The organism is Bradyrhizobium sp. 141, assembly GCF_023074055.1.
Taxonomy (GTDB): domain Bacteria; phylum Pseudomonadota; class Alphaproteobacteria; order Rhizobiales; family Xanthobacteraceae; genus Bradyrhizobium.
Map to the genome: position 1 here is coordinate 1 of NZ_JADPKR010000112.1, position 21,569 is coordinate 21,569.

Genomic DNA, 21,569 nt, shown 5'->3' on the forward strand with positions numbered 1-21,569 from the left:
ATCATGCGGGGGTGAGGGGATTCCGTGGGGCGGATAATTGCGCTGCGGCGCGCGGAAGAGGCAGCGCCACTCGGTCTCGTGTCCCGGACGCGCTGCAACGCGTCGCTGCGCAGGGCCGGGACCCATGTCCCACGAGCGATCCCAGAGATGGGCCGCCGGCTCTGCAGCGCACCGTCCCGCTGGACGATGCTTCGCATCGCCAGGGAGACGCTGCGCTGCGTCCGGGGCACGGACAAACGATCCGCTGCTCATCTCGACAGCTTCCAAATCGCAGGCACACCTTCACCCTCTCGCGGCGCATTTCGCCCGAGTTTTGCTTGATCGCATCGCCCTTGCGGAGACAAAGGCGCAGGGAAGGCCGGGCGCCGGCTGGCACCCGCAGTCCGTGCGCGAAAAGATGCACACGGGGTGGACCACAGGTGAGCCGAACGCCCGGCCTTCCCTGCGCGATGGTTTACGGCGTACTTCGTGCTCTCCCCGGGGAGCGATGCACTATTGCCCCCGTCGCCATGCAGATGATCGATGCGCGCACCCGGTCGGGCCGCCACATCACCACAAGACTTGACGCACAGACCCCGGGCGTCAGGACCACACGACTTGGCCGTCCGCGCACGTCCTCGCATGTCGCTTCGAGTGCTGGCGTGTGCCCACGCCCGAAGCCACGCGAAGACGCTGTCGGCGCCGGGTCGTATGCGCGAAGCCCTTTGCTCACGGTTTCCCGCCCTGCAACGCTCTTCGCGCCCGACGCCGTCGCGTCCATCGCTGCCCAGCCCGCGGTTCGTGACGATCGCGATCCGCCCCTTGTCTCGGGCCGGGGTGTTTCGCTTGTACGACAAATCCGAATTTCGGTAAAGTGGAATATTTACGCGAGCGGGGCTTGACAGGCGGAGTGCGGGATTTGTGCGGGTGTGTTGCCCGACGGGCGAGGCGCCGCTTCGAACTCCGGCAAGCTATTCCGCGCGACTGCATCAACACCGTCATTGCGAGCAGTGAAGCATCCAGACCGTCTCCGAGGAGGGATTCTGGATTGCTTCGCTGCGCTCGCAATGACGGCGATGGAGGACGATCGAGGTTCGTAGCCCGGATGGAGCGAAGCGCAATCCGGGGCTGGCGCGACAAGCGAGGGCGGTCCCGGATTTCGCTGCGCTTCATCCGGGCTACAAGGCCGACGCTACAAGACTTCGTCTACTCCGCCGACAGCCGCACCATCTGGCGGCCGCCGTTCATTTCCTTGAGGCGGTTGACGAAGTTTTCCGGGCGCTGCCAGCGGTTGGGGACTTGCAAGCCCATGAACTCGGCGATGTCACCGATGAAGCCGGTGCAGTTGGCGGTCTCGGCGTTCCACACCGGCGAGCTCGCCTGCAATTTCTTGATATAGGCGAACACGCGCTTGGCGTCGGCCTCGTTGAGATAGACGCGATAGCTCGCGGTCAGATAGTCCGGATCGAGATCGCCGTAGCTCGCGCCGGTCTCCGACGGCACAAAGGTGATGTGGCCGAGCACGTAAGCGAGCGTGTCACCGGCAGGCGTCAGCCCTGCGACCTCCACGGCGCGCTCGCTGGTCTTGCCGTACCAGACGAAGGCGTGACCCCAGCTCGCGGCTGTGCGGGCGCGGAAGTCGACGTAATACGGACCCTTCTCCGCGCGCGCGACCGAGCGCCGCGTCGATGGCGGCGCCGGCCGTGATGTGGAGTCGGTCGTGGCAAGCGCATTGGCGTCAACGCGCTTGTTCGCTTCGTGCGCCGAAGCCGAGGGCATCAGGCATGCGATCATTGCCGCGAGCGCGAGCCCCGCAAGGATGCAGGATCCCGATCGATCAGATTTGTTCGTCACGCTGTGCCCCTCGACTGTCGGCCGCTTACGCTGGTTTTGCGCGTCTTGCGCGGCGCGTCAGTAGCGCGCTGCGACCGGGCCCGGCGCCTTACCGATCGGGGCCTTTCCGACCGGGCTCTTGCCAATTGGCATCTTGCCGATCGGGGCCTGCTCGGCCGGATAGACCGGCACGGGCTGGCGGCGCGGCAGATCCGCAGCGTTCGCAGCCGTCACCAGAGCAAGCGTGGCACCCAGAGCAATTACAATCTTCTTCACAGCGATACCCCTAGAAGGTTTGGTCCAAACACGGCAGTGCCGTGCCCCCAGACACGCCCCCCAGAAGGGCGTCCGAATACGTCCAAGTTGCGGCGCGCGCGGGGCATGTCGGCGGCATTGATCGGGCGCGCGGAGATGTGATGTGTCTGGATGTTTCGGAGGGGCGTGTGATGCGCTTTGCAGCGTGCGTTCTTGTAGCCCGCATGAGCGAAGCGATATGCGGGAGCTATTCGCGGAGCTTGCTTCCCGGATGTCGCTTCGCTCATCCGGGCTACGGCACCGATGTTCTCACCCGATTCGGTTGAGGCTATTCCTGATCGTCGCGAAGACGCCGCCGATGTCTTTGCGCAAGGCATCGAGAGCGTTGAAATTGTCGAAGATGCGGGCGAGGCGGTCTTCGACCTCGCGCTTGCTTTTGGTGAGCGCGTCGACGCGCGAGGCGAGGGTGACGTCGCCGTTGGCTTCGATCTCGCCGACGGTTTTGGCGAGGAGGTCCCGGGTGGTGCCGACGTCCGCGATCATGGCCTCGATGCCGAACACCGGGGCCTTCAGCGGGACGAGGTCGGCCTGCGACTTCGACAGCTCCGTCTTGAAGGCGTTCAGCGTCGCCAGCGTCTCCTGTAGCGCGCCGAGGCGCTGGCGCGACTGGAGGACGAAATCGTTCAGCGCGTTCTGGCGGTCAGCGAGGGTCTTGCCGTCAGCGTCCGTCTCGACGTCGGCGAGCGCGCGCTCGAGCTGGGCCCGGCGCTGGCCTAGCTCCTCGAAATCGAGCCGGATGCCTTTGAGAATGTTGAAGCTGTCGTCGATGCGGGCGAGGCGCTGCTCGATCTCGATCTTGTTCTTCGACAGCGTTTCGACGCGGGTGGGAAGCGGCGCTTCGCCGCCGGTCTCGAGCTCGTCGATGCTCTTCGCAAGGCGGTCGTGGCTGAGGCTGAGCTCGCCGATCAGGGCGTTGATACCGGCATCCGTTGATCGCAGCGGCACCAGCTCGGCGTGCGATTTCGCCAGATCCTCCTTGTACCGGTTCAGGGTCGCAAATGTCTCCTGCACCGCGTTCACCCGCCCCAGCAGTGCCGACACGTCGCGCGCGATGTCCCTCTGCCGGTCGGCGAGATTGTTCTTGCGGTCATCGGTCTCGAGGTCGTGCAGCGAGCGTTCGAGCTGGTTCTGGCGGTCGCGGATCTCGGTGAAGACGGGCTCGACCGCGCGGCGCTGATCGGCGACCTTGCCGACCATCTCGCGCAGCGCTTGCTGGCGGCGGCGGATCTCGGCGAGCTGGTCGTGCATGTCGGTGGATTCGTTGCGGCCCTGCTGGTGCCGCGCGCGCTGCTCGGTCTCGCCGAGCTTGTCGTGGAGGGCGGAGACCGCCTCCCGGGGATCGCTTTCGATCAGGTGCTGGACGGTGGCATCGAGGTGGTTTTGCAGGGCGTGGGCGACGACGACGTCCTCCCTGGTTTTCTTGAGGCGATTGCGCAAGGTGTCGAGGCGCCGGTCCTGGCGTGACAGCCGCCAGGCGGTTGCCCCGATCAGCGCCAGCGCAACGGCAAGGATCGCGCCGGTCGCGATGCGCTGCGGCACGGGCAGGCCGGCGAACCAGGCCGGCAGGTGACTGACGTCATAACCGAACGTTTGCTGGGTAAAGACCGCGATGACGGCGAGCAGCCCGAACCAGGCAATCAGGAAAAACAGCCACATCGTGAATCCTCACGCCGGCGCACATTTTTGCCATGATTGCGAAGAGCGAAACCGAGCGCAAGGGGCGGACGGAGGTGCCGGCTGTTTCCGGTAGCGCAATCCACCGCCGGTTGCGTCAGCCGGTCGGTGGTGGCTGCGGTGAGTGCCGGGTTTTCCCGACGAGCAGGGCTACCGCTCTCGCCGTCATTCCGGGGCGGCGCAAAGCGCCGAGCCCGGAATCCATCTATCGACCGTCACTGCCGCCAGATGGATTCCGGGTTCGCGCTCGGCGCGCCCCGGAATGACGGAGAAGGAAAGGTCGTAGCCCGCATGAGCGCAGCGACATGCGGGGTGCCACACGACAGGCCTCCCCGGATGTCGCTTCGCTCATCCGGGCTACTGCACCGTGTTCGCCGCTACAGCCGAAACTCGTTGGTCAGCTCGCCGATGCCGTCGATCGCAACCGTCACCGTGTTCACCGGCTCCTTCATCACGCCGACGCCGACCGAGGTGCCGACGGCGATGAGGTCGCCGGGGAGCAGGGTCATGTCGTGGGAGATTTTGCTGACCAGCTCCTGCGCGGTGAAGATCATGTCGGAGATCGGATAGTTCTGCCGCTCCGCGCCGTTGAGGATGGTGCGGACAACGAGCTTGGCCGGATCGAGGCCGGTTGCGATGATGGGGCCGAACGGGCCGTAATCGTCGATGCCCTTGGCGCGGGCCCATTGCGGGAAGGTGGGGTCGCTGGTGAGGATGTCGTTGGCGGTGATGTCGTTGACGCAGGTATAGCCGAAGATGAAGCTGTCGGCTTCGCCCGGGGAGACACGGGCGCAGGTCTTGCCGATGACGATGCCGAGCTCGCCCTCATAGGTGGTCTTGCCGTCGTAGTAAGAGGGACGGCGGATCACGGCGCCCGGCGTCGTGATGCTGGTGGTGGCCTTGAGCAGATAGAGCGGCTCCGGCGGCTCGGGCTGGTTCAGCTTGGCGGCCAGCGCGTGAAAATTGTTCCAGAGCGCGACGATCTTGCTGGGCGCGCATGGGGCCAGCAGCTCGACCTCCGAGAGCGCCAGGCTCTTGCCGGTCGCGGCGTTGCGGCCGAACATCTCGCCCTCATGCACGCTGATCCCCGATGGCGTCAGCGTGCCGAAACCGGTCGTGCCGGCATGGCGGAAGCGCAGCCAGTTTTTCACCTCGGTTGTCATCACGCCACCGCCAATGCGCGGGGATCTGATAGCGTCGAGAGGCCGTCATAGAGGCCGGCGATGCGGGCGCGCTGGGTCACCATCGCCAGCACCGAGTCGAGCGCGGGCGTGGCGATGCCGGTGAGGCGGCCCATCTCCTGCACGACGGTGACGAGCGGGTCGATCTCCATGGGGCGGCCACGCTCGAGATCCTGCAGCATCGAGGTCTTGTGAGCGCCGACCTTGCGGGCACCCTCGATGCGGCGCTCGACGTCGACGCGGAATTTGACCCCGAAGGTCTCGGCAATCGCTTGCGTCTCCACCATGATCGCGCGCGACAGCGAGCGCGTGGCCGGATCGGTGCAGATCACGTCGAGCGTTGCGTGCGTGAGCGCGCTGATCGGGTTGAAGCAGACATTGCCCCAGAGCTTCAGCCAGATCTCGTCGCGGATGCGGTCGAGCACCGGGGCCTTCAGCCCGGCGGCGACGAAGAGATCGGCGAGGCGCGTGACGTCCGAGGTGATCTCGCCCGAGGGCTCGCCGAGCGGGAAATTGTTGCCGTAGACGTGGCGGATCACGCCGGGCGCCTCGATCTCGGTCGCGGGATAGACGATGCAGCCGATGGCGCGCTCGGCGCCGATCTCGCGCCACTGCCGCCCGCCGGGATCGATGCTCTCCAGCGTCGCGTTCTCGTATTGGCCGCCGTGCTTGTAGAAGTACCAATAGGGGATGCCGTTGACGGCGGTGACGATGCGGGTGTGCGGGCCCAGGAGCGGCTGCATCCTCTCGATCACGCCGGTGATCGAATGCGCCTTCAGCGTGATGATGATGTAGTCCTGCACGCCGAGCTCGGCGGGATCGTCGGTGCAGCGCGGATGTACGGTGTGCTTCTCCTCGCCCGCGAGCAGCGTCAGGCCGCGCTCGCGCATCGCGGCAAGGTGGGCGCCGCGTGCGATGAGGCTGACATCGGCGCCTGCGCGCGCGAGCTGAACCCCGAGATATCCGCCGATCGCGCCGGCGCCGTAGATGCAGATCTTCATGAAGTCCTCGCGAAGGAGCCGAATTGGCAGTTGGTTCGATCGATGGGGCCACGGGGCCGCTGCACCTCTCCCGCTTGCGGGAGAGGTCGACGCGCTCGGAGAGCGCGGCGGGTGAGGGCTCTGTCCTCTTGGGGGAGTCTCCCCAGCGGAGACACCCTCTCCCCAACCCTCTCCCGCAAGCGGGAGAGGGGGCGCGTCCTTTCCGTGGCTGGAAGTGTGCGACGCTTTAGGCGGCTGCTTGCGGCTTGCCGTTGATGGCCTCGTCCATGGCAGCTGCGATGTCGCGCATGCTGATGACGGAGACGAGGCTGTAATCGTCGATCACAGGCAAATGGCGGATGTGATGAATGTTCATCAGATGACGGACGTGCTCGATCGTGTCGCCCGAGGTGCAGGACACGAGCTGCTGCACCGAGACGAGCTGCGAGACCTTGACGTTGACGGCGTTCGTGCCGTGATCGGCGACGGCGCGCACGACGTCGCGCTCGGTGAACATGCCGACCGCGGTGTTACCCTCGGAGCGGACCACGTCCTTGACCACCAGCGCGCTGATGTTGTTGGCGCGCATCAGCTTGGCGGCGATACCCACCGTTTCGTTCATTCGCACCGTGACAACGCGCGGCGTCTTCTTGCGCAGAATGTCTCCGACCAGCATTGCAACCTCCCTGGGTGAATGTTGGGAGAAGTGTGGTATACATAATGCCAATCGTCAAGCATTGGATTGGGTGATCCGAAAAATCTTGCGACAGCGATGCTGACGTTTGTCGCCGACACAAAAAGAAAGGGGCGCATTGCTGCGCCCCTTTTTCGTTGTGAGAGAGCATACGGCGGTTACGCCGTCTCGGTCTTGGCGCTGCCGGTCGCGGTCTCAGTGCTTTCGGCTTCCTTGCCGAGGATGAAGGAGCGGCGCAGCGGCTTGATCACGAACAGCGCCATCAGCGCCGCCGTCGCGTTCAAGGCCACCGCGACCACGAACACGGCTTTCCAGCCATAGGCCGCCGAGATCACGCTTGCGAGCGGAACGAGCAGGGAGGCAGTGCCCTTCGCGGTGTAGAGCATGCCGTTGTTGGTGGTTGCGAACTTCGAGCCGAAGGTGTCGCCGCAGGTCGCGGGGAATAGCGAGTAGATCTCGCCGAAAACGCCGAAGTAAACCGCGGTCGCCAGCACGAAGACCAGCGGGATGTGACCGTAGGCCGACAGCGTCAAGAGCATCAGCGCGGCGGTGCCGAAAGCGATGAACATGGTGTGCTCGCGGCCGATCGTGTCCGAGACGAAGCCGAAGAACGGGCGGCCGAAACCATCGAGGATGCGGTCGAGCGAGATCGCGAAGGTCAGCGCCGCCATCTGGAAGCCGGCAAGCGTGACCGGCGTGTCGGCGATCTTGAAGTCGTGCGCGATCGGGGCGATCTGGGCCGCCGTCATCAGGCCGCCCGAGGCGACCATGACGAAGACAAGATACATGACCCAGAAAATAGGGGTGCGCAGCACCTGCGGCGGGGTGAAGTCGATCTTGGTCTGCGGCAGATTAAGCTGCTTCTTCCTCGGCGGAATCGAGAGCCGCGGCGGCTGGATGAAGAAGGCGAGCGCGAACACGATCACGCCCTGGCCGATGCCGAAGGTGAGGAAGGCGTGCTGATAGCCGCTCGATGCGATCATGCTCGCGATCGGCACGATGGTGAGTGCGGCGCCGGCGCCGAAGCCGGCGGCGGTCGCGCCGGCGGCAAGGCCGCGGCGGTCGGGAAACCATTTCAGCGCGTTGCCGACGCAGGTGCCGTAGACCGCGCCCGCGCCCATGCCGCCGATGACCGCGGCCGTGTAGAGCAAAGTGAGCGAGTCGGCGTAAGAGTTGAGGATCCACGAGAGCGCGATCATCACGCCGCCGAACATGACGACGATGCGCGGGCCGTATTTGTCGACGAACCAGGCCTCGACCGGCACCAGCCAGGTCTCGGTGACGACGAAGATGGTGAAAGCGAGCTGGATCGCGGCGCGTCCCCAATGATGGGCCGCATCGATCGGATCGACGAACAGCGTCCAGCCATATTGCAGGTTGGCGATCATCGCCATGCAGACGATGCCCATGCCGAGCTGGAGCCAACGGAAATTGGTGCGAAGAGGCGCGGCCGTGACGGCGCCGTCCGAGCTGGAAATCATCAAGAACCTCCCAACGCGCTCGTCTGGTCGACATCGTTTGCCAAGATGACCTGATGTCGCAATGTTGTGGCTTATCGTCGCAAGCGCGTCGCCGAACTTGGTATACCATATTCCAGAAAGCAAGCTCTAACTTGACCCTCCATCCAAGAAAATCTGCGGTTCCATCGTGCCGGTAAAAGGCCTCGCGCAAACGAAAACGCCCGGCCGCGAGGCCGGGCGTCTGCTCGATGAAGAGCTGTGGTGGAGCGTGTCAGACGGTCGATTTCGCGACCACGACCTTGCGCCAGGGTTTCAGCACCGCGATCGCCAGCAGCGAAGCCAGGATGTTGGCGCCGGCTGCGATGATGAACACGCTGTCCCAGGTGCCCGACGATTGCTGCATGTAATTGCCGATCGGGACCAGCAGCGCGGCGGTGCCCTTCGCGGTGTAGAGCAGGCCGGCATTGGTGGTCGCGAACTTGGCGCCGAACGTGTCGGTGCAGGTCGAGGGGAACAGCGAGTAGATCTCACCCCAGGCGAAGAACACGAAGCCCGAGAGCAGCACGAACCAGATCGGATCGTGGCCCCAGAGGTAGAGCATCCAGATGCCGAACCCTTCCATGCCGAAGGCGATGAACATCGTGTTCTCGCGGCCGATCATGTCGGAGATCCAGCCGAAGAACGGACGCGTCAGGCCGTTGAGCACGCGGTCGATCGTGGCCGCGAAGGTCACCGCCGTCATCGTCACGGCCATCAGCGTGACCGGCACGTTGTCGACCTTCCAGTCGGCCGCGATCGGCTTCAGGTTAGCCGTCACCATCAAACCGCCGGCGCCGACGATCACGAACATGAAGTACATCAGCCAGAAGATCGGCTGACGCAGCACTTCGGTCGGCTGGTAGTTGCGCCGGGTCTGCAGCAGATTGGCATTCGCCACCACGTTCGGCACCTGGCCCGCTTTCGGCGCGAGCAGGAAGAAGGCGAGAATGCAGATGATGATGCCTTGGCCGAGGCCGAAATAGAGGAAGGTGGTCTGGAAGCCACTGTCCTTGATCATGGCCTGGATCGGCGCGACGGTCAGCGCGGAGCCTGCACCGAATCCCGCGGCCGTGATGCCCGCGGCAAGACCGCGCTTGTCCGGAAACCACTTCAGCGCGTTGCCGACGCAGGTGCCGTAGACGCCGCCGGCGCCGATACCCGCGATGATCATGCCGAGATAAAAGCCGTTGAGCGTGGTGGCCTGCGCGTTGATCGCCCAGCCGATGGCGCAGAGCACGCCGCCGACCAGCACGACGATGCGCGGACCGTATTTGTCGACGAACCATCCTTCGATCGGCACCAGCCAGGTCTCGAACAGCACGAACAGCGTAAAGGCCCATTGGATCGACGCGCGATCCCAGCCGAATTTCTTCTGGATGTCGGGGACGAAGAATGTCCAGCCGTATTGATAGTTGGCGATCATCACCATCGCCGCTACACCGACCGCCAATTGCGTCCAGCGATAAGCATCGCTTACGCGCGCGACACTAGGGGCCGCTGCCGACTGCACCATGTCCGTCATTAAAAACCCTCCCGAACGCGCCGATCATTTTTATGCATGCGCTGGCGGGCATCCTGGTATGCATTATGCCAAGATTCAAGCGACGGACGGGGAGGTGCGGCGAAATAACGCGGGTCTGTTCACATGTGTCATGGCGGCGCGCTTGTAAAGCCCTATCGCTGCCAGGGTGTCGGTGGCAGCAGTCGTTATGGCCACTCAAGCCACTGATTTTATAGGTATTTTTCAGCATGACGCCAGGCCGTGAGCGCGCTGGGGAAAGCCGGTGCGCGCGGGGATTTTCTCCCTCATGCGCTGCTCGCGCACGCCGACAGGGGGCGTTCGACGAGCGCCCTCCCGCTGGAATTCTTTATTCCAGAAGTTCGACCTGCGACCGTTTGGCAGGGGTGGCGGCGCGAATCTGCCTCACGCCATCGACGTGCGGAGCCGGCTGTAGCCTTCCTGGATCGCGGACCAGAACAAGGCGACCAGGCCGAGCACCATGATCGTGCTGACGAGGCCGTTGGAGAAGAACACGTTGAGCGAGCCCTGCGATCCCAGCAGCGACTGGCGGAAGGCTTCCTCCGCCTTGTCGCCGAGCACGATGGCGAGCACCAGCGGCGCAAGCGGGTAGTTGCACTTCTTCAGGAGATAGCCGAGCACGCCGAACACCAGCATCAGCATCACGTCGAAGGTGCTGTTGTGCACCGAATAGGCGCCGATCGCGCAGAGCACCAGGATCAGCGGCGCGATGATGCCGAAGGGCACGCGCAGGATCGCGGCGAAGATCGGCACGCAGGTGAGCACGACGATGAGGCCGGCGAGATTGCCGAGATACATCGACGCGATCAGGCCCCAGACGAATTCCTTCTGCTCGACGAACAGCATGGGGCCGGGCTGCAGGCCCCAGATCAGCAAGCCGCCCAGCAGAACGGCGGCGGTCGGGGAGCCGGGCACGCCGAGTGACAGCATCGGCAGCAGCGCCGAGGTGCCCGCGGCATGTGCGGCCGTCTCGGGCGCGATCACGCCCTCGATCTCGCCCTTGCCGAAATTGTTGCCGCGTCGGGCCAGGCGCTTGGCGATGCCGTAGCTCATGAAGGATGCCGGCGTTGCGCCGGCGGGCGTGACGCCCATCCAGCACCCGATCAGGCAGGAGCGCAGCGAGGTCATCCAGTAGGTAGGAAGCTCTCGCCAGGTCTGGATGACCACACGAAGGTTGATGGTGGCGTTGCCGCCGCGGAACGCCAGCCCTTCCTCCATGGTCAGCAGGATCTCGCCGATGCCGAACAGGCCGATCACGGCGATCAGGAAGTCGAACCCGTTGAGCAGCTCCGTGACGCCGAAGGTCAGCCGCAATTGTCCCGTGATCGAATCGAGGCCGACCGCCGCGAGTGCAAAGCCCATCATCATCGCCGCGATGGTCTTGAACGGTGGCTCCTTGCTCAAGCCGACAAAGCTGCAGAAGGCGAGGAAGTAGACCGCGAACTTCTCCGCCGGACCAAATCGCAGCGCAAAGCCCGCGACGAGGGGGGCGACCAGCGTGATCATGATGACGGCAAACAGCGCGCCGACGAAGGAAGAGGTGAAGGCGGCGGTCAGGGCTTCGCCGGGTTTGCCTTGTTGCGCCATCGGATAGCCGTCGAAGGTGGTCGCCACGGACCAGGGCTCGCCGGGTATGTTGAACAGGATCGAGGTGATGGCGCCGCCGAACAACGCGCCCCAATAGATGCAGGACAGCATGATGATCGCCGATGTCGGCGGCATGCTGAAGGTCAGAGGCAGGAGGATGGCGACGCCGTTGGCGCCCCCGAGCCCCGGCAGCACGCCGATGATGACGCCGAGCGTGATGCCGATGATCATCAGCATGATGTTGTAGGGCTGCAGGGCGACCGCGAAGCCGTGAAACAGATTGGCCAACTCTTCCATGTCGATACGTCCTGCAGCAATAACGGGGATGACGGCGCAGCTCTTACAGACCGAGCCATTCCTCGAGCGGCCCCTTGGGAAGCGGGACCAGGAACCAGCGCTCGAAAACGAGATAGGTCACGACCGGCATGCCGATCGCGACCGCGGCGACGGTCAGCCAGCGATAGCCGCCGAGCCAGCGCATGAACCAGGCGATGAAGACCATGGAGGCGACGTAGAGGCCGATGAACGGCATCGAGCCGACATAGATCGCAGTGGGCACGACGACGCTCATGACCTGGCGAAGCTGGCCCCATTCTGCGAACAGCCGGCCGTCATTGTCGCGTTGCGCGCTCCAGAGGTTGATGGCGCTTGCGACGACGATGGTGGCGCCGACATAGAAGGGGAAAAAGCCGGCGCGGGGGCCCTCCGCGCCCCAGTTGATGCCGGCCTTCAGGCTGCCGAAGATCACGACCAGGCCGAAGGCGCCGATCAGCAGCGCCATGCCGATTTCCAGCGTCTTGTGTGCCGGGCCAGATGCGGATCCGGATCGTTCAGTCATGGGACCTCCAGCGGCATTGCAATCCTTCGCGGTCGCGGCAGACGGGAGGACGGCCAGCGTCCTCAGCCGTCGTCGATATCCCCGGGTCAATTTGCCGATGCGAGGAAACCGGCGTCCTTCATCAAGCCCTCGTGGCGCTTCTCCTCCGCCTCGATCCACTTGGCGTAGTCGGCTCCAGTCAGGAAGGTCGTGTTGAAGGCGCCGCTCTTCATGAAATCCTGCCATTCCGGCGTGGCGCGGACCTTCTTGAACAGCTCGACAAAATATTCGATCTGATCCTTGGTGGCCTTGGGTGACATGAAGATGCCGCGCAGCATGAGATATTCCATTGCGAGGCCCTGCGACTTGCAGGTCGGAATATCCTTCCAGGCCTTGCCCTCGGCGATCGGCTCGTCATAGGCCATTGGCTGGGCGTCGAAGACGCAGAGCGGACGGAGCTTGCCGCCGCGCCATTGCGCGACCGCCTCGATCGGATTGTTGACGGTCGAATCGACGTGATTGCCGACGAGCTGAACGGCGACTTCGCCGCCGCCCTTGTAGGGAATGTAGGTGAACTTCGCCTCGATTGCCTTCTCGATGCCGACCGTGATGATCTGGTCTTCCTGCTTGGAGCCGGTGCCGCCCATCTTGAATGAGCCGCTCGGTGCCTTCTTCGCCGCGTCGACGTAGTCCTTGACGGTGGCGTACGGCTTCTCGGCATTCACCCAGAGCACGAATTCGTCGAGCGCCAGCATCGCCACCGGCGTCAAATCCTTCCAATTGAACGGAATCCCCGTCGCCAGCGGCGTCGTGAACAGGTTCGACAGGGTGATGATGATCTTGTGAGGATTGCCCGACGACGTCTTCACATCGAGGAAGCCTTCGCCGCCCGCGCCGCCCGCCTTGTTGATGACGACCAACGGCTGCTTCATCAGATTGTGCTTGGTGACGATGCCCTGGATGGTGCGTGCCATCTGATCGGCACCGCCGCCGGTGCCCGCGGGCACGATGAACTCGACCGGACGGACCGGCTCCCAGCCAGCACGGCTTGCGGTGCTGCTGGCGCACGACATCGCGATTGCCGCCAGAGCGACATTCAGAACGAATGGCTTCATTGTTTCTCTCCCTGTCGAACCTCGAACGCAGCCGCTCTTTGGCGGCTTGCGTCAGCCCATCTCAATTCACGTGCCTGGGGTCACCCTTGCGGCGGATCTCCCATGCCAGTTCCGATAGAAACTCTATGAGCAGGGACAAGGCGCGGCATCCGCTCCTTTCGGCTAAGGCTCCGCCAAGGTTCGCGGCAGATGTGCCCCTCGGCCGGTTCCCGTCCTGCGCTATTTTTCCCCGCATTACACCTTTGGTTGTGCAATCCATTCTTTGTTGTCGAATGGTATGCGAGATGCCAGCGTACAAACAATCGGATCGGCTGGGTACCCGGCGGACCAATCGTCGCAGTTGGGCGTCGTGGAGCCAGGCAAGCACGCAAAAGCAAATGGCCCCGATTTGGGGCCATTTGCTCGAACGTAGTGTGTGCGGGATCTGCCGGCCCGCCGCTCGGCGGGGAGGGCAAGGCCTTCTTACAGGCCGAAACGCGGCAGGTCGCCGTTGTGGTTGGAAATCTCGGCGCTCGCCATCAGAAAGCTGTCGATCGCGGCCATCAGGCGGGCGAACAGCGAGGAGGAGGGGGCGAGAGCGACGGAAGCGGTCTTGGACATCGGAAATCCCTTTCTTGAGACAGTCAGTCTTGCTGTCTCATTTCGAAGGGCAACCTATGTATACCAGATGCCACTGTCCACTTTCTTGTTTGCATAGCAGCATGTGATATCTCGCATTGCAGCATAACGTTGGGTTAACGAGGCCGCTTTCGGACATAAAGTTACCGGCGCCTGCGGATTGCGGGGTCGGTCGATCGCCGCAAGGCGCCAAAGGCAGGCTTTATTATCCGGTCCGAAGCGGGATCCCGCAGGCGATAGACCCAAGTTCCGGCCGCACTGCAACGAGCGGGCCTTGGCACGCACATGCAAAGCGGCTAGTGGTCCGCCCCCTTATCCAATCAACCGTCAGAGTGGTTCATGTCGAGCGCCTCGCCCGCCGTCTCGATCGGCATCGATTTTGGGACCAGCAATACGGTCGTAGCCATCGCGGCCGACGACCGCCGGGTCGAGGCCATCCGCTTCGACCATGGCGGACAGCGCCACAGCGTCTACGTCTCGGCGCTGTGCTTCTGGGAGGATCGGCCCGGCGCCGGCGCCCAGGCCGAGGGCGGCCCGTGGGCGATCGAGCAGTTCCTCGAAGGCCGCCACGTCTACCGCTTCCTCCAGTCGTTCAAGACGTTCGCGGCGAGCAGCAGCTTCAACACCACGCAAGTTTTCCGCCAGCGCTTCAAGTTCGAGGACATCCTGGCGGCGTTCCTGCGGACATTGGCGCGCCATGGCGGCGACAAATTCGGCTTCGAGACGTCGACCATCACGGTCGGCCGCCCCGTGCGCTTTGCCGGCGGCAATCCCGACGAGACGCTGGCGATGCAGCGCTACCGCGCCGCATTCGAGCGCCTTGGCGCCGGCCACGCCCGCTATGTCTACGAACCCGTGGGCGCGGCGTTCTCCTTTGCCCGTAGGCTGGAGCGCGATGCCACCGTGCTGGTCGCGGATTTCGGCGGCGGCACCAGCGATTTCTCCGTGATGCGCTTCTCGCGCGCGGGAGGTCACCTGCGCGCCGAACCGCTCGGCCATGCCGGCATCGGCATTGCCGGCGACACGTTCGACTACCGCATCGTCGACCACGTCGTCTCGCCGCGCTTGGGCAAAGGCTCGAGCTTCCGCTCCTTCGACAAGGTGCTTCCAGTCCCCAGCGGCCATTACACCAACCTCGCGCGCTGGCATCAGCTGGCGATGATGAAGAGCAACGGCGATCTGCGCGAGTTGCGGGAGCTTGCGCGCACCGCGCTGAAGCCGGAACTGCTCGAGGATTTCATCACCATCGTCGATCTCGACCTCGGCTTTTCGCTGTACCGTGCAGTGTCCAATGCCAAGGTGGCGCTGTCGGCGCAGGACGAGGTCGACTTCCGCTTCAAGGGCGGCGGCGTCGACATCGGCGCGGCCATCACACGGAAGAATTTCGAATCCTGGATCGCCGACGACATCGCCCGATTGGGAGCCACCGTCGACAAGGTGCTTGGCGAGGCCGGCATCACCGCGCGCGAGGTGGAGAAGGTGTTCTTGACCGGCGGCACTTCTTTTGTGCCCGCCGTCCGAAAATTGTTCGCCGAACGGTTCGGCAACGAACGGCTGATGTCGGGCGACCAGTTCGAGTCGATCGCCTATGGCTTGGCGCTGATCGGACACAGTCCTGATCCGGATCGATGGACCGCAGGCGGCGGGATCACGGCGAAGGCGGGCGGGTAGCGAACGACGACGGAGCGCGCTCTTACCGGCGCCGTAGGGTGGGCAAAGCGAAGCGTGCCCACGTCCTGTACGCGACTAGAGACGAATGGTGGGCACGGCGCAAGTGCGCCTTTGCCCACCCTACGAGACTGATGCCTTCGCTACTGATTGATCTCGGGCTCGACGAGCTTCGCCAGATTGCGCAGCGATTCCTGCCAGCCGAGATAACAGGCCTCCGGCGGGATGACGTCGGGGATGCCGGCCTGCGTGATGTCGATCTCGGTGCCGACCGAGACCTTCTTCAGGATCACGGTGACCTGGATCTCGCCCGGCAGATTGGGATCGTCGAACTTGTCGGTGTAGCGGAGACGTTCGCCCGGTACGAGCTCGAGATACTCGCCGCCGAACGAATGGCTGTTGCCCGTCGTGAAATTCCGGAACGACATCTTGAACGTGCCCCCGACCCTGGGCTCGAAATGGTGCACGGTGCAGGTGAAGCCGTTCGGCGGAAGCCATTTCGCCATCGCATCCGCTTCCAGGAAGGCGCGATAGACCTTCTCCGGGCTGGTGGTCAGGACGCGATGCAGGCGGACAGTGCTGGGCATGGTTGTTATCCTCAGTGTTTGATGAGCCCGAGATTGGCGTCTATGGCCCATTCATGTCACGAGGACGACCGGGGTGGCGCCGATCCGACAGGCATGTGGGGATTTTTTTGGGGGCTGGCCGACGGCCTGCAATGCACGTCTGGCGCGCCAAAGCCACAATTCCGCTGTCGTTCATCGTTCAACTCCTGCGCGAAATCAGGGGGACCTTCGTTGCGCAGCACGCTTTGGGCTTTCGCCGTCGCGCTTCTTTTTCTTGGCTCACCCGCCAAGGCCGCGGGCATTCAGCTTCTCCAATCCGATCCGGCGCTGTCGGGCGCGATCTGGTATCCGTGCGCGGCCGAGCCGACGCACGTGGCTCTCGGCAGTCTTTCGGTCGGCGCCGATTTCGGCTTGAAGGGCGCGAAGGATTGTCCCGTCGCAGGCGCAAAGCTGCCGCTGGTGATCTTCTCGCATGGCAGGGGCGGGTGGTTCGGCCAACACCATGACACAGTGGAGACACTCGCCGATGCCGGCTTCGTCGTCGCTGCGATCAATCATCCAGGCGATACCACCCACGACTCCTCGCGGCGCGATACGCTGTCGCTGTGGGGATCGCGTCCGGCGGACATGGTGCGCCTACTCGATTTCGTACTGAAGGACTGGAAAGACAAAGCGGTGATCGATGCGAACAAGGTCGGCTTCTTCGGCTTCTCGCTGGGCGGTGCGACCGGCTTCGTGCTGATGGGCACCAGGCCGGATTTCGCGAGGGTGGCCAGCTTCTGCAAGGAGACGACCGGCGCTTGCGCCCAGCTTCACAATGGCGAGACGCCGCCTGACCCGATACAGGATGCGCGTATCCGTACCGCCGTGATCGTCGACCCTGCGCCGGGCGTCCTAACGCGGGAGAACCTCGCCGTGGTCAAGGTGCCGTTCCAGTTTTGGCGCTCGCAGTTCGGCGGGCCCGGTGTCGGCGACGGTTCGGGTACCGAGCGCGTCGCGGAGGGCTTGCCGGGCAAGCCCGAGATTCATGTCGTGCCGGCCGGCCACTTTGCTTTCCTCGCACCTTGCTCGCCGGAGCTTGCGGCAGCCGTGCCGCGCATTTGCACCGACACGCCGGAAGGATTCGACAGGGTGGCCTTTCACCGCGAGTTCAACGCGGCGGTGGTGAAGTACTTTCGCGAGCAGCTTGCTGGCGGTGCTCGCTGAGTGTTTCGCCGGAGGTGACTTCGCGCAGTAGATGTCGCTTCAGACCTGGAAATGTTCCGCTGAGATCGCAGGCGCAATTAACTCTGGCCGAGCCTTGCATGTGAGGATGGTGAGGTGTACCTTAAAGTCGTTCGTTCAGCCGCTGTGCCTTGTTGAATGCGCCCGCGGGCTCCTTTTCCTGAGACATCGACGATTGAATTTTTTCTGCGTGACGATCACGCGGAACGTGCGCGCATGCGCTTTGGAGAAGACTATGACGACAGGTACTGTGAAGTGGTTCAACGGCCAAAAAGGCTTTGGATTCATTCAACCCGACGACGGCGGCAGCGATGTGTTCGTTCACATCAGCGCGGTCGAACGGGCTGGTCTTGCGGGTCTCGCGGAAGGCCAGAAGGTCAACTTCGAGGCCAAGACCGACAAGATGCGGGGCAAGGTCAGCGCCGAGAATCTCTCGCTGGCTTGAGCTCTTTAGCGCCGTTTCACGGATGTACTGAAACGGCCACGCTACCCGCTCGATCGTAAGGATTGAGCGGGTACGGCCTTGTCGTTCTCTCGATGCTCTAGGGCGAGGTCAGGCGTCGATTTCGGCGGCCTTCGTCGGTGCTGGGTGTCAGATCGTAACCAGCGACAGGACGTTTCCTATTCCGGCAGGTCTTTTCCGGGCAGCTTGTCCGACTTTGCCTCGCGGGCCAATCGCTCCGCCTTGAGTCGCTCGCGATTCTCATTGAAGGAGTGCTGGTCCTTCGCATAGTCATTCATCGGCTTCTGCGCTTTAACAGGCTTGAACGCCTTGTTGGCTTCGCGCTTGGCCCGATCAGAGGATTGATCTCTCAACATTTCAGCCTCACTTCGATCAATGGGCGCGGCCCGCGAGCGCCGGACGAGGCGCCTCCCGCCGGCAAGCCGAGATGGATTGCTTAGTCGCCCTCTGCGGGGAGGGTGGCTGCTTCTTCAGTGTTGGGCGGGTCTTTTGGCGCGACGCTTGGTCGGTCGCCGTGGAGACGGTACGCTCGCGTTTCCGAGAGCACACGGGTCGAAAGGATAACGGCGGGTTCTTGCGTCGGTTCCCCTGACTCGGTCTTTAATTTAGCGTGGGCCGGTTCGGCACAGGAAACGTGCCGACCGCGCGACGCCGTCCTTTCGATGCGCACGAAAAAGGCCGCCGAAACCGGCGGCCTTTCGTTGTCTTGATGCAACGCCTTACTCGGCGGCCTGTTTCTGCGGCGGGTCGAGGGCGCCGGACTTGTGGATCTCGGCGACCTGATGGTCGCTGAAGCCGAGCACCGAGCGCAGGATCTCGTCGGTGTGCTCGCCGAGCAGCGGGGAGCGCTCGACGTCGCTCGGGCTGTCCGACAGCTTGATCGGGTTGCCGACCGAGATGTACTTGCCGCGGGTGGGGTGGTCGACCTCGACCACGGTGCCGGTCGCGCGCAGCGACTGGTCCTCGGCGATCTCCTTCATCGACAGGATCGGGCCGCAGGGGATGTCGTCCTTGTTGAGGATTTCCATCGCCTCGAACTTGGTCTTGGTCATCGTCCACTGCTCGATGCGGGCGAAGATCTCGTTCAGGCGCGGCAGGCGGACGGCCGGCTTGGAATAGTTCGGATCGGTCTTCCAGGTGGGCTCGCCGATCACGTCGCAGATCTTCTCCCAGACCGGAGCCTGGGTGATGAAGTAGATGTAGGCGTTGGGATCGGTCTCCCAGCCCTTGCACTTCAGGATGCGGCCGGGCTGGCCGCCGCCGGAGTCGTTGCCGGCGCGCGGCACGGCGTCGCCGAACGGAATGCCTTCGCCGAACTGGCTGTATTCCTTCAGCGGGCCGTGGGCGAGACGCTGCTGGTCGCGCAGCTTGACGCGGGCGAGGTTGAGCACGCCGTCCTGCATCGCGGCGGTGACCTTCTGGCCCTTGCCCGAATGCGTACGCTGATAGAGCGCGGTGACGATGCCGAGCGCCAGGTGCAGGCCGGTGCCGCTGTCGCCGATCTGCGCGCCGGTGACGAGCGGCAGGCCATCGCGGAAGCCGGTGGTGGAGGCGGCGCCGCCGGTGCACTGCGCGACGTTCTCATAGACCTTGCAGTCTTCGTACGGTCCGGGACCGAAGCCCTTGATCGAGGCAACGATCATCTTCGGGTTGATCGCCTGGATCTTCTCCCAGGGAAAGCCCATGCGGTCGAGCACGCCGGGGCCGAAATTCTCGACCAGCACGTCGCACTTCTTGATGAGCTCGGTGAGGACTTCCTTGCCCTTGGGGTTCTTTGTGTCGAGCGTGATCGAGCGCTTGTTGTGGTTGAGCATGGTGAAATACAGGCTGTCCACGTTCGGGATGTCCTGCAACTGGCCGCGGGTGATGTCGCCCACGCCCGGACGTTCCACCTTGATCACGTCGGCACCGAACCAGGCCAGCAGCTGCGTGCAGGTGGGTCCTGATTGCACGTGGGTGAAGTCGAGAATGCGAACGCCCTCAAGCGCTTTGGTCATCATGTTGCTCCGTACTCTGTCTGCCCCGCCAACCGCAGGGATTAAGGGTTGAAGGGTGGACTTACTTCTTCTTCTGCAGGACGCTCTGCGGATTGAGGTTGCCGATACGGCCGCTCTCGGAACCTGCGGCCGGATCGATCACCGCGTTGATGAGCGTCGGCTTGCCCGAGGCCATCGCCTCGTTGACGGCGCGCTTGAGCTCGTCGGGCGAGGTGGCATTCACGCCGACGCCGCCGAAGGCTTCCATCATCTTGTCGTAGCGCGCGCCCTTGACGAACACCGTCGTCGCCGGATCGGCGTTGGCGCCGTTGACGTCGGTGCCGCGATAGATGCCGTCATTGTTGAAGATGACGACGCAGATCGGAAGATTGTAGCGGCAGATGGTCTCGACCTCCATGCCGGAGAAGCCGAACGCCGAGTCGCCTTCCACTGCGAGCACGGGGTGACCGGTCTCGAGTGCGGCGGCAATCGCCTGGCCCATGCCGATGCCCATCACGCCCCAGGTGCCGACGTCGAGACGCTTGCGCGGCTTGTACATGTCGATGACGCCGCGGGCGAGGTCGAGCGTGTTGGCGCCTTCGTTGACGAGGATCGCCTCGGGGTGCTCCTTGATGACATTCTTCAGCACGCCGAGTGCGCCGTGATAATCCATCGGCGACTTGTTGTTCATGAGCTTCGGCGCCATCTTGGCGACGTTCTCTTCGCGCTTGGACGAGATCGCCTTGGTCCATTCGGCGGGCGGAGTGGTCCAGCCCGTTGCCATCGCCTGGTTGAAGGCGGAGACGACCGAGCCGATGTCGCCGACGACGGGCGCGACGATCTCGACGTTGGAGTCCATCTCGCGCGGCTCGATGTCGACCTGGATGAACTTCTTGGGCGCTTCGCCCCAGCTCTTGCCCTTGCCGTGCGATAGCAGCCAATTCAGCCGGGCGCCGATCAACATGACGACGTCGGACTCTTTCAGCACCGTCGAGCGGGCAGCACCCGCGCATTGCGGATGCGTATCGGAGAGGAGGCCCTTGGCCATGCTCATCGGCAAGAAGGGGATGCCGCTCTTCTCGACGAAGCTCTTGATCTCCTCGTCGGCCTGCGCGTAGGCCGCGCCCTTGCCGAGGATGATCAGCGGACGCTTTGCGGCCTTGAGCACATCAAGCGCGCGCTTGACCGAAGCGGGCGAGGGGATCTGCGCGGGCGCCGCATCGATCACCTTGACCAGTGATTTCTGGCCGGCATCGGCGCTCATCACCTGGCCGAACAGCTTTGCCGGCAGATCGAGATAGACGCCGCCGGGACGACCCGAGACCGCGGCGCGGATCGCGCGGGCGAAACCGATGCCGATGTCCTGGGCGTGGAGCACGCGGAAGGCCGCCTTGCACAGCGGTTTGGCGATCGCGAGCTGATCCATCTCCTCATAGTCGCCCTGCTGCAGGTCGACGATCTCGCGCTCGGAGGAGCCCGAGACCAGGATCATCGGGTAGCAGTTGGTGGTGGCGTGGGCCAGCGCGGTGAGGCCGTTGAGGAAGCCGGGCGCCGACACCGTGAGGCAGACGCCGGGTTTCTTGGTGAGATAGCCGGCAATGCCGGCGGCGTAGCCGGCGTTCTGCTCGTGACGGAAGGAGATCACGCGAATACCGGCGGCCTGCGCCATGCGGCCCAAATCCGTGATCGGGATGCCCGGCACATTATAGATGGTGTTGATGCCGTTCAGCTTGAGCGCGTCGATGACGAGATGGAAGCCATCCGTCAGTTCCTGCTCGGTGCCCGGTGCCTCGGACTTGGTCGCGGTATTCAGCATGGGCCTTGTCTCCCTGGTCTCAAG

General features: G+C 63.9%; 19 protein-coding genes. 3 read left to right on the forward strand and 16 right to left on the reverse strand.

Annotated features, from left to right (window positions below; genetic code table 11):
- Positions 1–1,185: 1,185 nt before the first annotated feature.
- The 12 genes from IVA81_RS36940 to IVA81_RS36995 all read right to left on the reverse strand — a co-directional run bounded on the left by IVA81_RS36940 (position 1,186) and on the right by IVA81_RS36995 (position 13,814).
- Complete coding sequence (locus IVA81_RS36940; RefSeq protein WP_247327390.1) at positions 1,186–1,833, reverse strand: hypothetical protein; 648 nt, start codon at positions 1,831–1,833, stop codon at positions 1,186–1,188.
- Positions 1,834–1,890: 57 nt separating this feature from the next.
- The gene (locus IVA81_RS36945) at positions 1,891–2,094 is read right to left on the reverse strand and encodes a hypothetical protein (RefSeq protein WP_049814767.1); all 204 of its coding nucleotides are present in this window, start codon (positions 2,092–2,094) and stop codon (positions 1,891–1,893) included.
- Positions 2,095–2,376: 282 nt separating this feature from the next.
- Positions 2,377–3,783: a hypothetical protein gene (locus IVA81_RS36950; RefSeq protein ID WP_247327391.1), complete on the reverse strand. Its 1,407-nt coding sequence runs from the start codon at positions 3,781–3,783 to the stop codon at positions 2,377–2,379.
- A 395-nt stretch (positions 3,784–4,178) separates the two neighbouring features.
- Positions 4,179–4,964, reverse strand: coding sequence for a fumarylacetoacetate hydrolase family protein (locus tag IVA81_RS36955; protein WP_247327392.1), 786 nt, complete (start codon positions 4,962–4,964; stop codon positions 4,179–4,181).
- On the reverse strand, positions 4,964–5,983 hold the full coding sequence (locus IVA81_RS36960) for a 2-dehydropantoate 2-reductase (RefSeq protein WP_247327394.1): 1,020 nt from the start codon (positions 5,981–5,983) through the stop codon (positions 4,964–4,966). The genes IVA81_RS36955 and IVA81_RS36960 overlap by 1 nt, the downstream gene beginning before the upstream one ends.
- 226 nt (positions 5,984–6,209) lie before the next feature.
- Entirely contained in the window at positions 6,210–6,638 is a 429-nt protein-coding gene (locus IVA81_RS36965) for a CBS domain-containing protein (protein ID WP_247327397.1), read from the reverse strand.
- 176 nt (positions 6,639–6,814) lie between these two features.
- Positions 6,815–8,137 carry an oxalate/formate MFS antiporter gene (gene oxlT, locus IVA81_RS36970; protein WP_247327400.1) on the reverse strand — a complete coding sequence of 441 codons (1,323 nt, stop codon included), beginning with the start codon at positions 8,135–8,137 and terminating at the stop codon, positions 6,815–6,817.
- A gap of 250 nt (positions 8,138–8,387) precedes the next feature.
- A complete protein-coding gene (gene oxlT / locus IVA81_RS36975; protein WP_247327401.1) occupies positions 8,388–9,677 on the reverse strand; it encodes an oxalate/formate MFS antiporter in 1,290 nt (429 codons plus the stop codon).
- A 402-nt stretch (positions 9,678–10,079) separates the two neighbouring features.
- Positions 10,080–11,579 (reverse strand): tripartite tricarboxylate transporter permease, encoded by a 1,500-nt coding sequence (locus IVA81_RS36980; RefSeq protein ID WP_247327402.1) that lies wholly within the window; start codon positions 11,577–11,579, stop codon positions 10,080–10,082.
- A 43-nt stretch (positions 11,580–11,622) separates the two neighbouring features.
- Positions 11,623–12,120, reverse strand: a complete 498-nt coding sequence (locus tag IVA81_RS36985) for a tripartite tricarboxylate transporter TctB family protein (RefSeq protein WP_247327403.1) — start codon at positions 12,118–12,120, stop codon at positions 11,623–11,625.
- 86 nt (positions 12,121–12,206) lie between these two features.
- Complete coding sequence (locus IVA81_RS36990; protein WP_247327553.1) at positions 12,207–13,172, reverse strand: tripartite tricarboxylate transporter substrate-binding protein; 966 nt, start codon at positions 13,170–13,172, stop codon at positions 12,207–12,209.
- A gap of 504 nt (positions 13,173–13,676) precedes the next feature.
- Positions 13,677–13,814: a hypothetical protein gene (locus tag IVA81_RS36995; RefSeq protein WP_167406555.1), complete on the reverse strand. Its 138-nt coding sequence runs from the start codon at positions 13,812–13,814 to the stop codon at positions 13,677–13,679.
- A 357-nt stretch (positions 13,815–14,171) separates the two neighbouring features.
- On the opposite strand from IVA81_RS36995, the gene IVA81_RS37000 reads away from it, so the two are divergent.
- Positions 14,172–15,503 carry an Hsp70 family protein gene (locus IVA81_RS37000; RefSeq protein WP_247327404.1) on the forward strand — a complete coding sequence of 444 codons (1,332 nt, stop codon included), beginning with the start codon at positions 14,172–14,174 and terminating at the stop codon, positions 15,501–15,503.
- Positions 15,504–15,643: 140 nt separating this feature from the next.
- Here IVA81_RS37000 and IVA81_RS37005 read toward each other — a convergent pair whose 3' ends face one another.
- The gene (locus IVA81_RS37005) at positions 15,644–16,087 is read right to left on the reverse strand and encodes an SRPBCC family protein (protein ID WP_247327405.1); all 444 of its coding nucleotides are present in this window, start codon (positions 16,085–16,087) and stop codon (positions 15,644–15,646) included.
- Positions 16,088–16,297: 210 nt separating this feature from the next.
- Here IVA81_RS37005 and IVA81_RS37010 point away from each other — a divergent pair, with 210 nt between their 5' ends.
- Both IVA81_RS37010 and IVA81_RS37015 read left to right on the forward strand, forming a co-directional pair.
- Positions 16,298–17,272: an alpha/beta hydrolase gene (locus IVA81_RS37010; protein ID WP_247327406.1), complete on the forward strand. Its 975-nt coding sequence runs from the start codon at positions 16,298–16,300 to the stop codon at positions 17,270–17,272.
- A gap of 253 nt (positions 17,273–17,525) precedes the next feature.
- On the forward strand, positions 17,526–17,735 hold the full coding sequence (locus tag IVA81_RS37015; RefSeq protein ID WP_091953905.1) for a cold-shock protein: 210 nt from the start codon (positions 17,526–17,528) through the stop codon (positions 17,733–17,735).
- Positions 17,736–17,911: 176 nt separating this feature from the next.
- Here the strand turns inward: IVA81_RS37015 and IVA81_RS37020 are convergent, their stop codons facing one another.
- From IVA81_RS37020 to oxc, 3 genes are all read right to left on the reverse strand, one after another.
- On the reverse strand, positions 17,912–18,109 hold the full coding sequence (locus IVA81_RS37020; protein ID WP_247327408.1) for a hypothetical protein: 198 nt from the start codon (positions 18,107–18,109) through the stop codon (positions 17,912–17,914).
- A gap of 363 nt (positions 18,110–18,472) precedes the next feature.
- Positions 18,473–19,750 carry a formyl-CoA transferase gene (gene frc / locus IVA81_RS37025; protein ID WP_247327409.1) on the reverse strand — a complete coding sequence of 426 codons (1,278 nt, stop codon included), beginning with the start codon at positions 19,748–19,750 and terminating at the stop codon, positions 18,473–18,475.
- A gap of 61 nt (positions 19,751–19,811) precedes the next feature.
- The gene (gene oxc, locus IVA81_RS37030) at positions 19,812–21,545 is read right to left on the reverse strand and encodes an oxalyl-CoA decarboxylase (RefSeq protein ID WP_247327410.1); all 1,734 of its coding nucleotides are present in this window, start codon (positions 21,543–21,545) and stop codon (positions 19,812–19,814) included.
- Positions 21,546–21,569 lie beyond the last annotated feature (24 nt).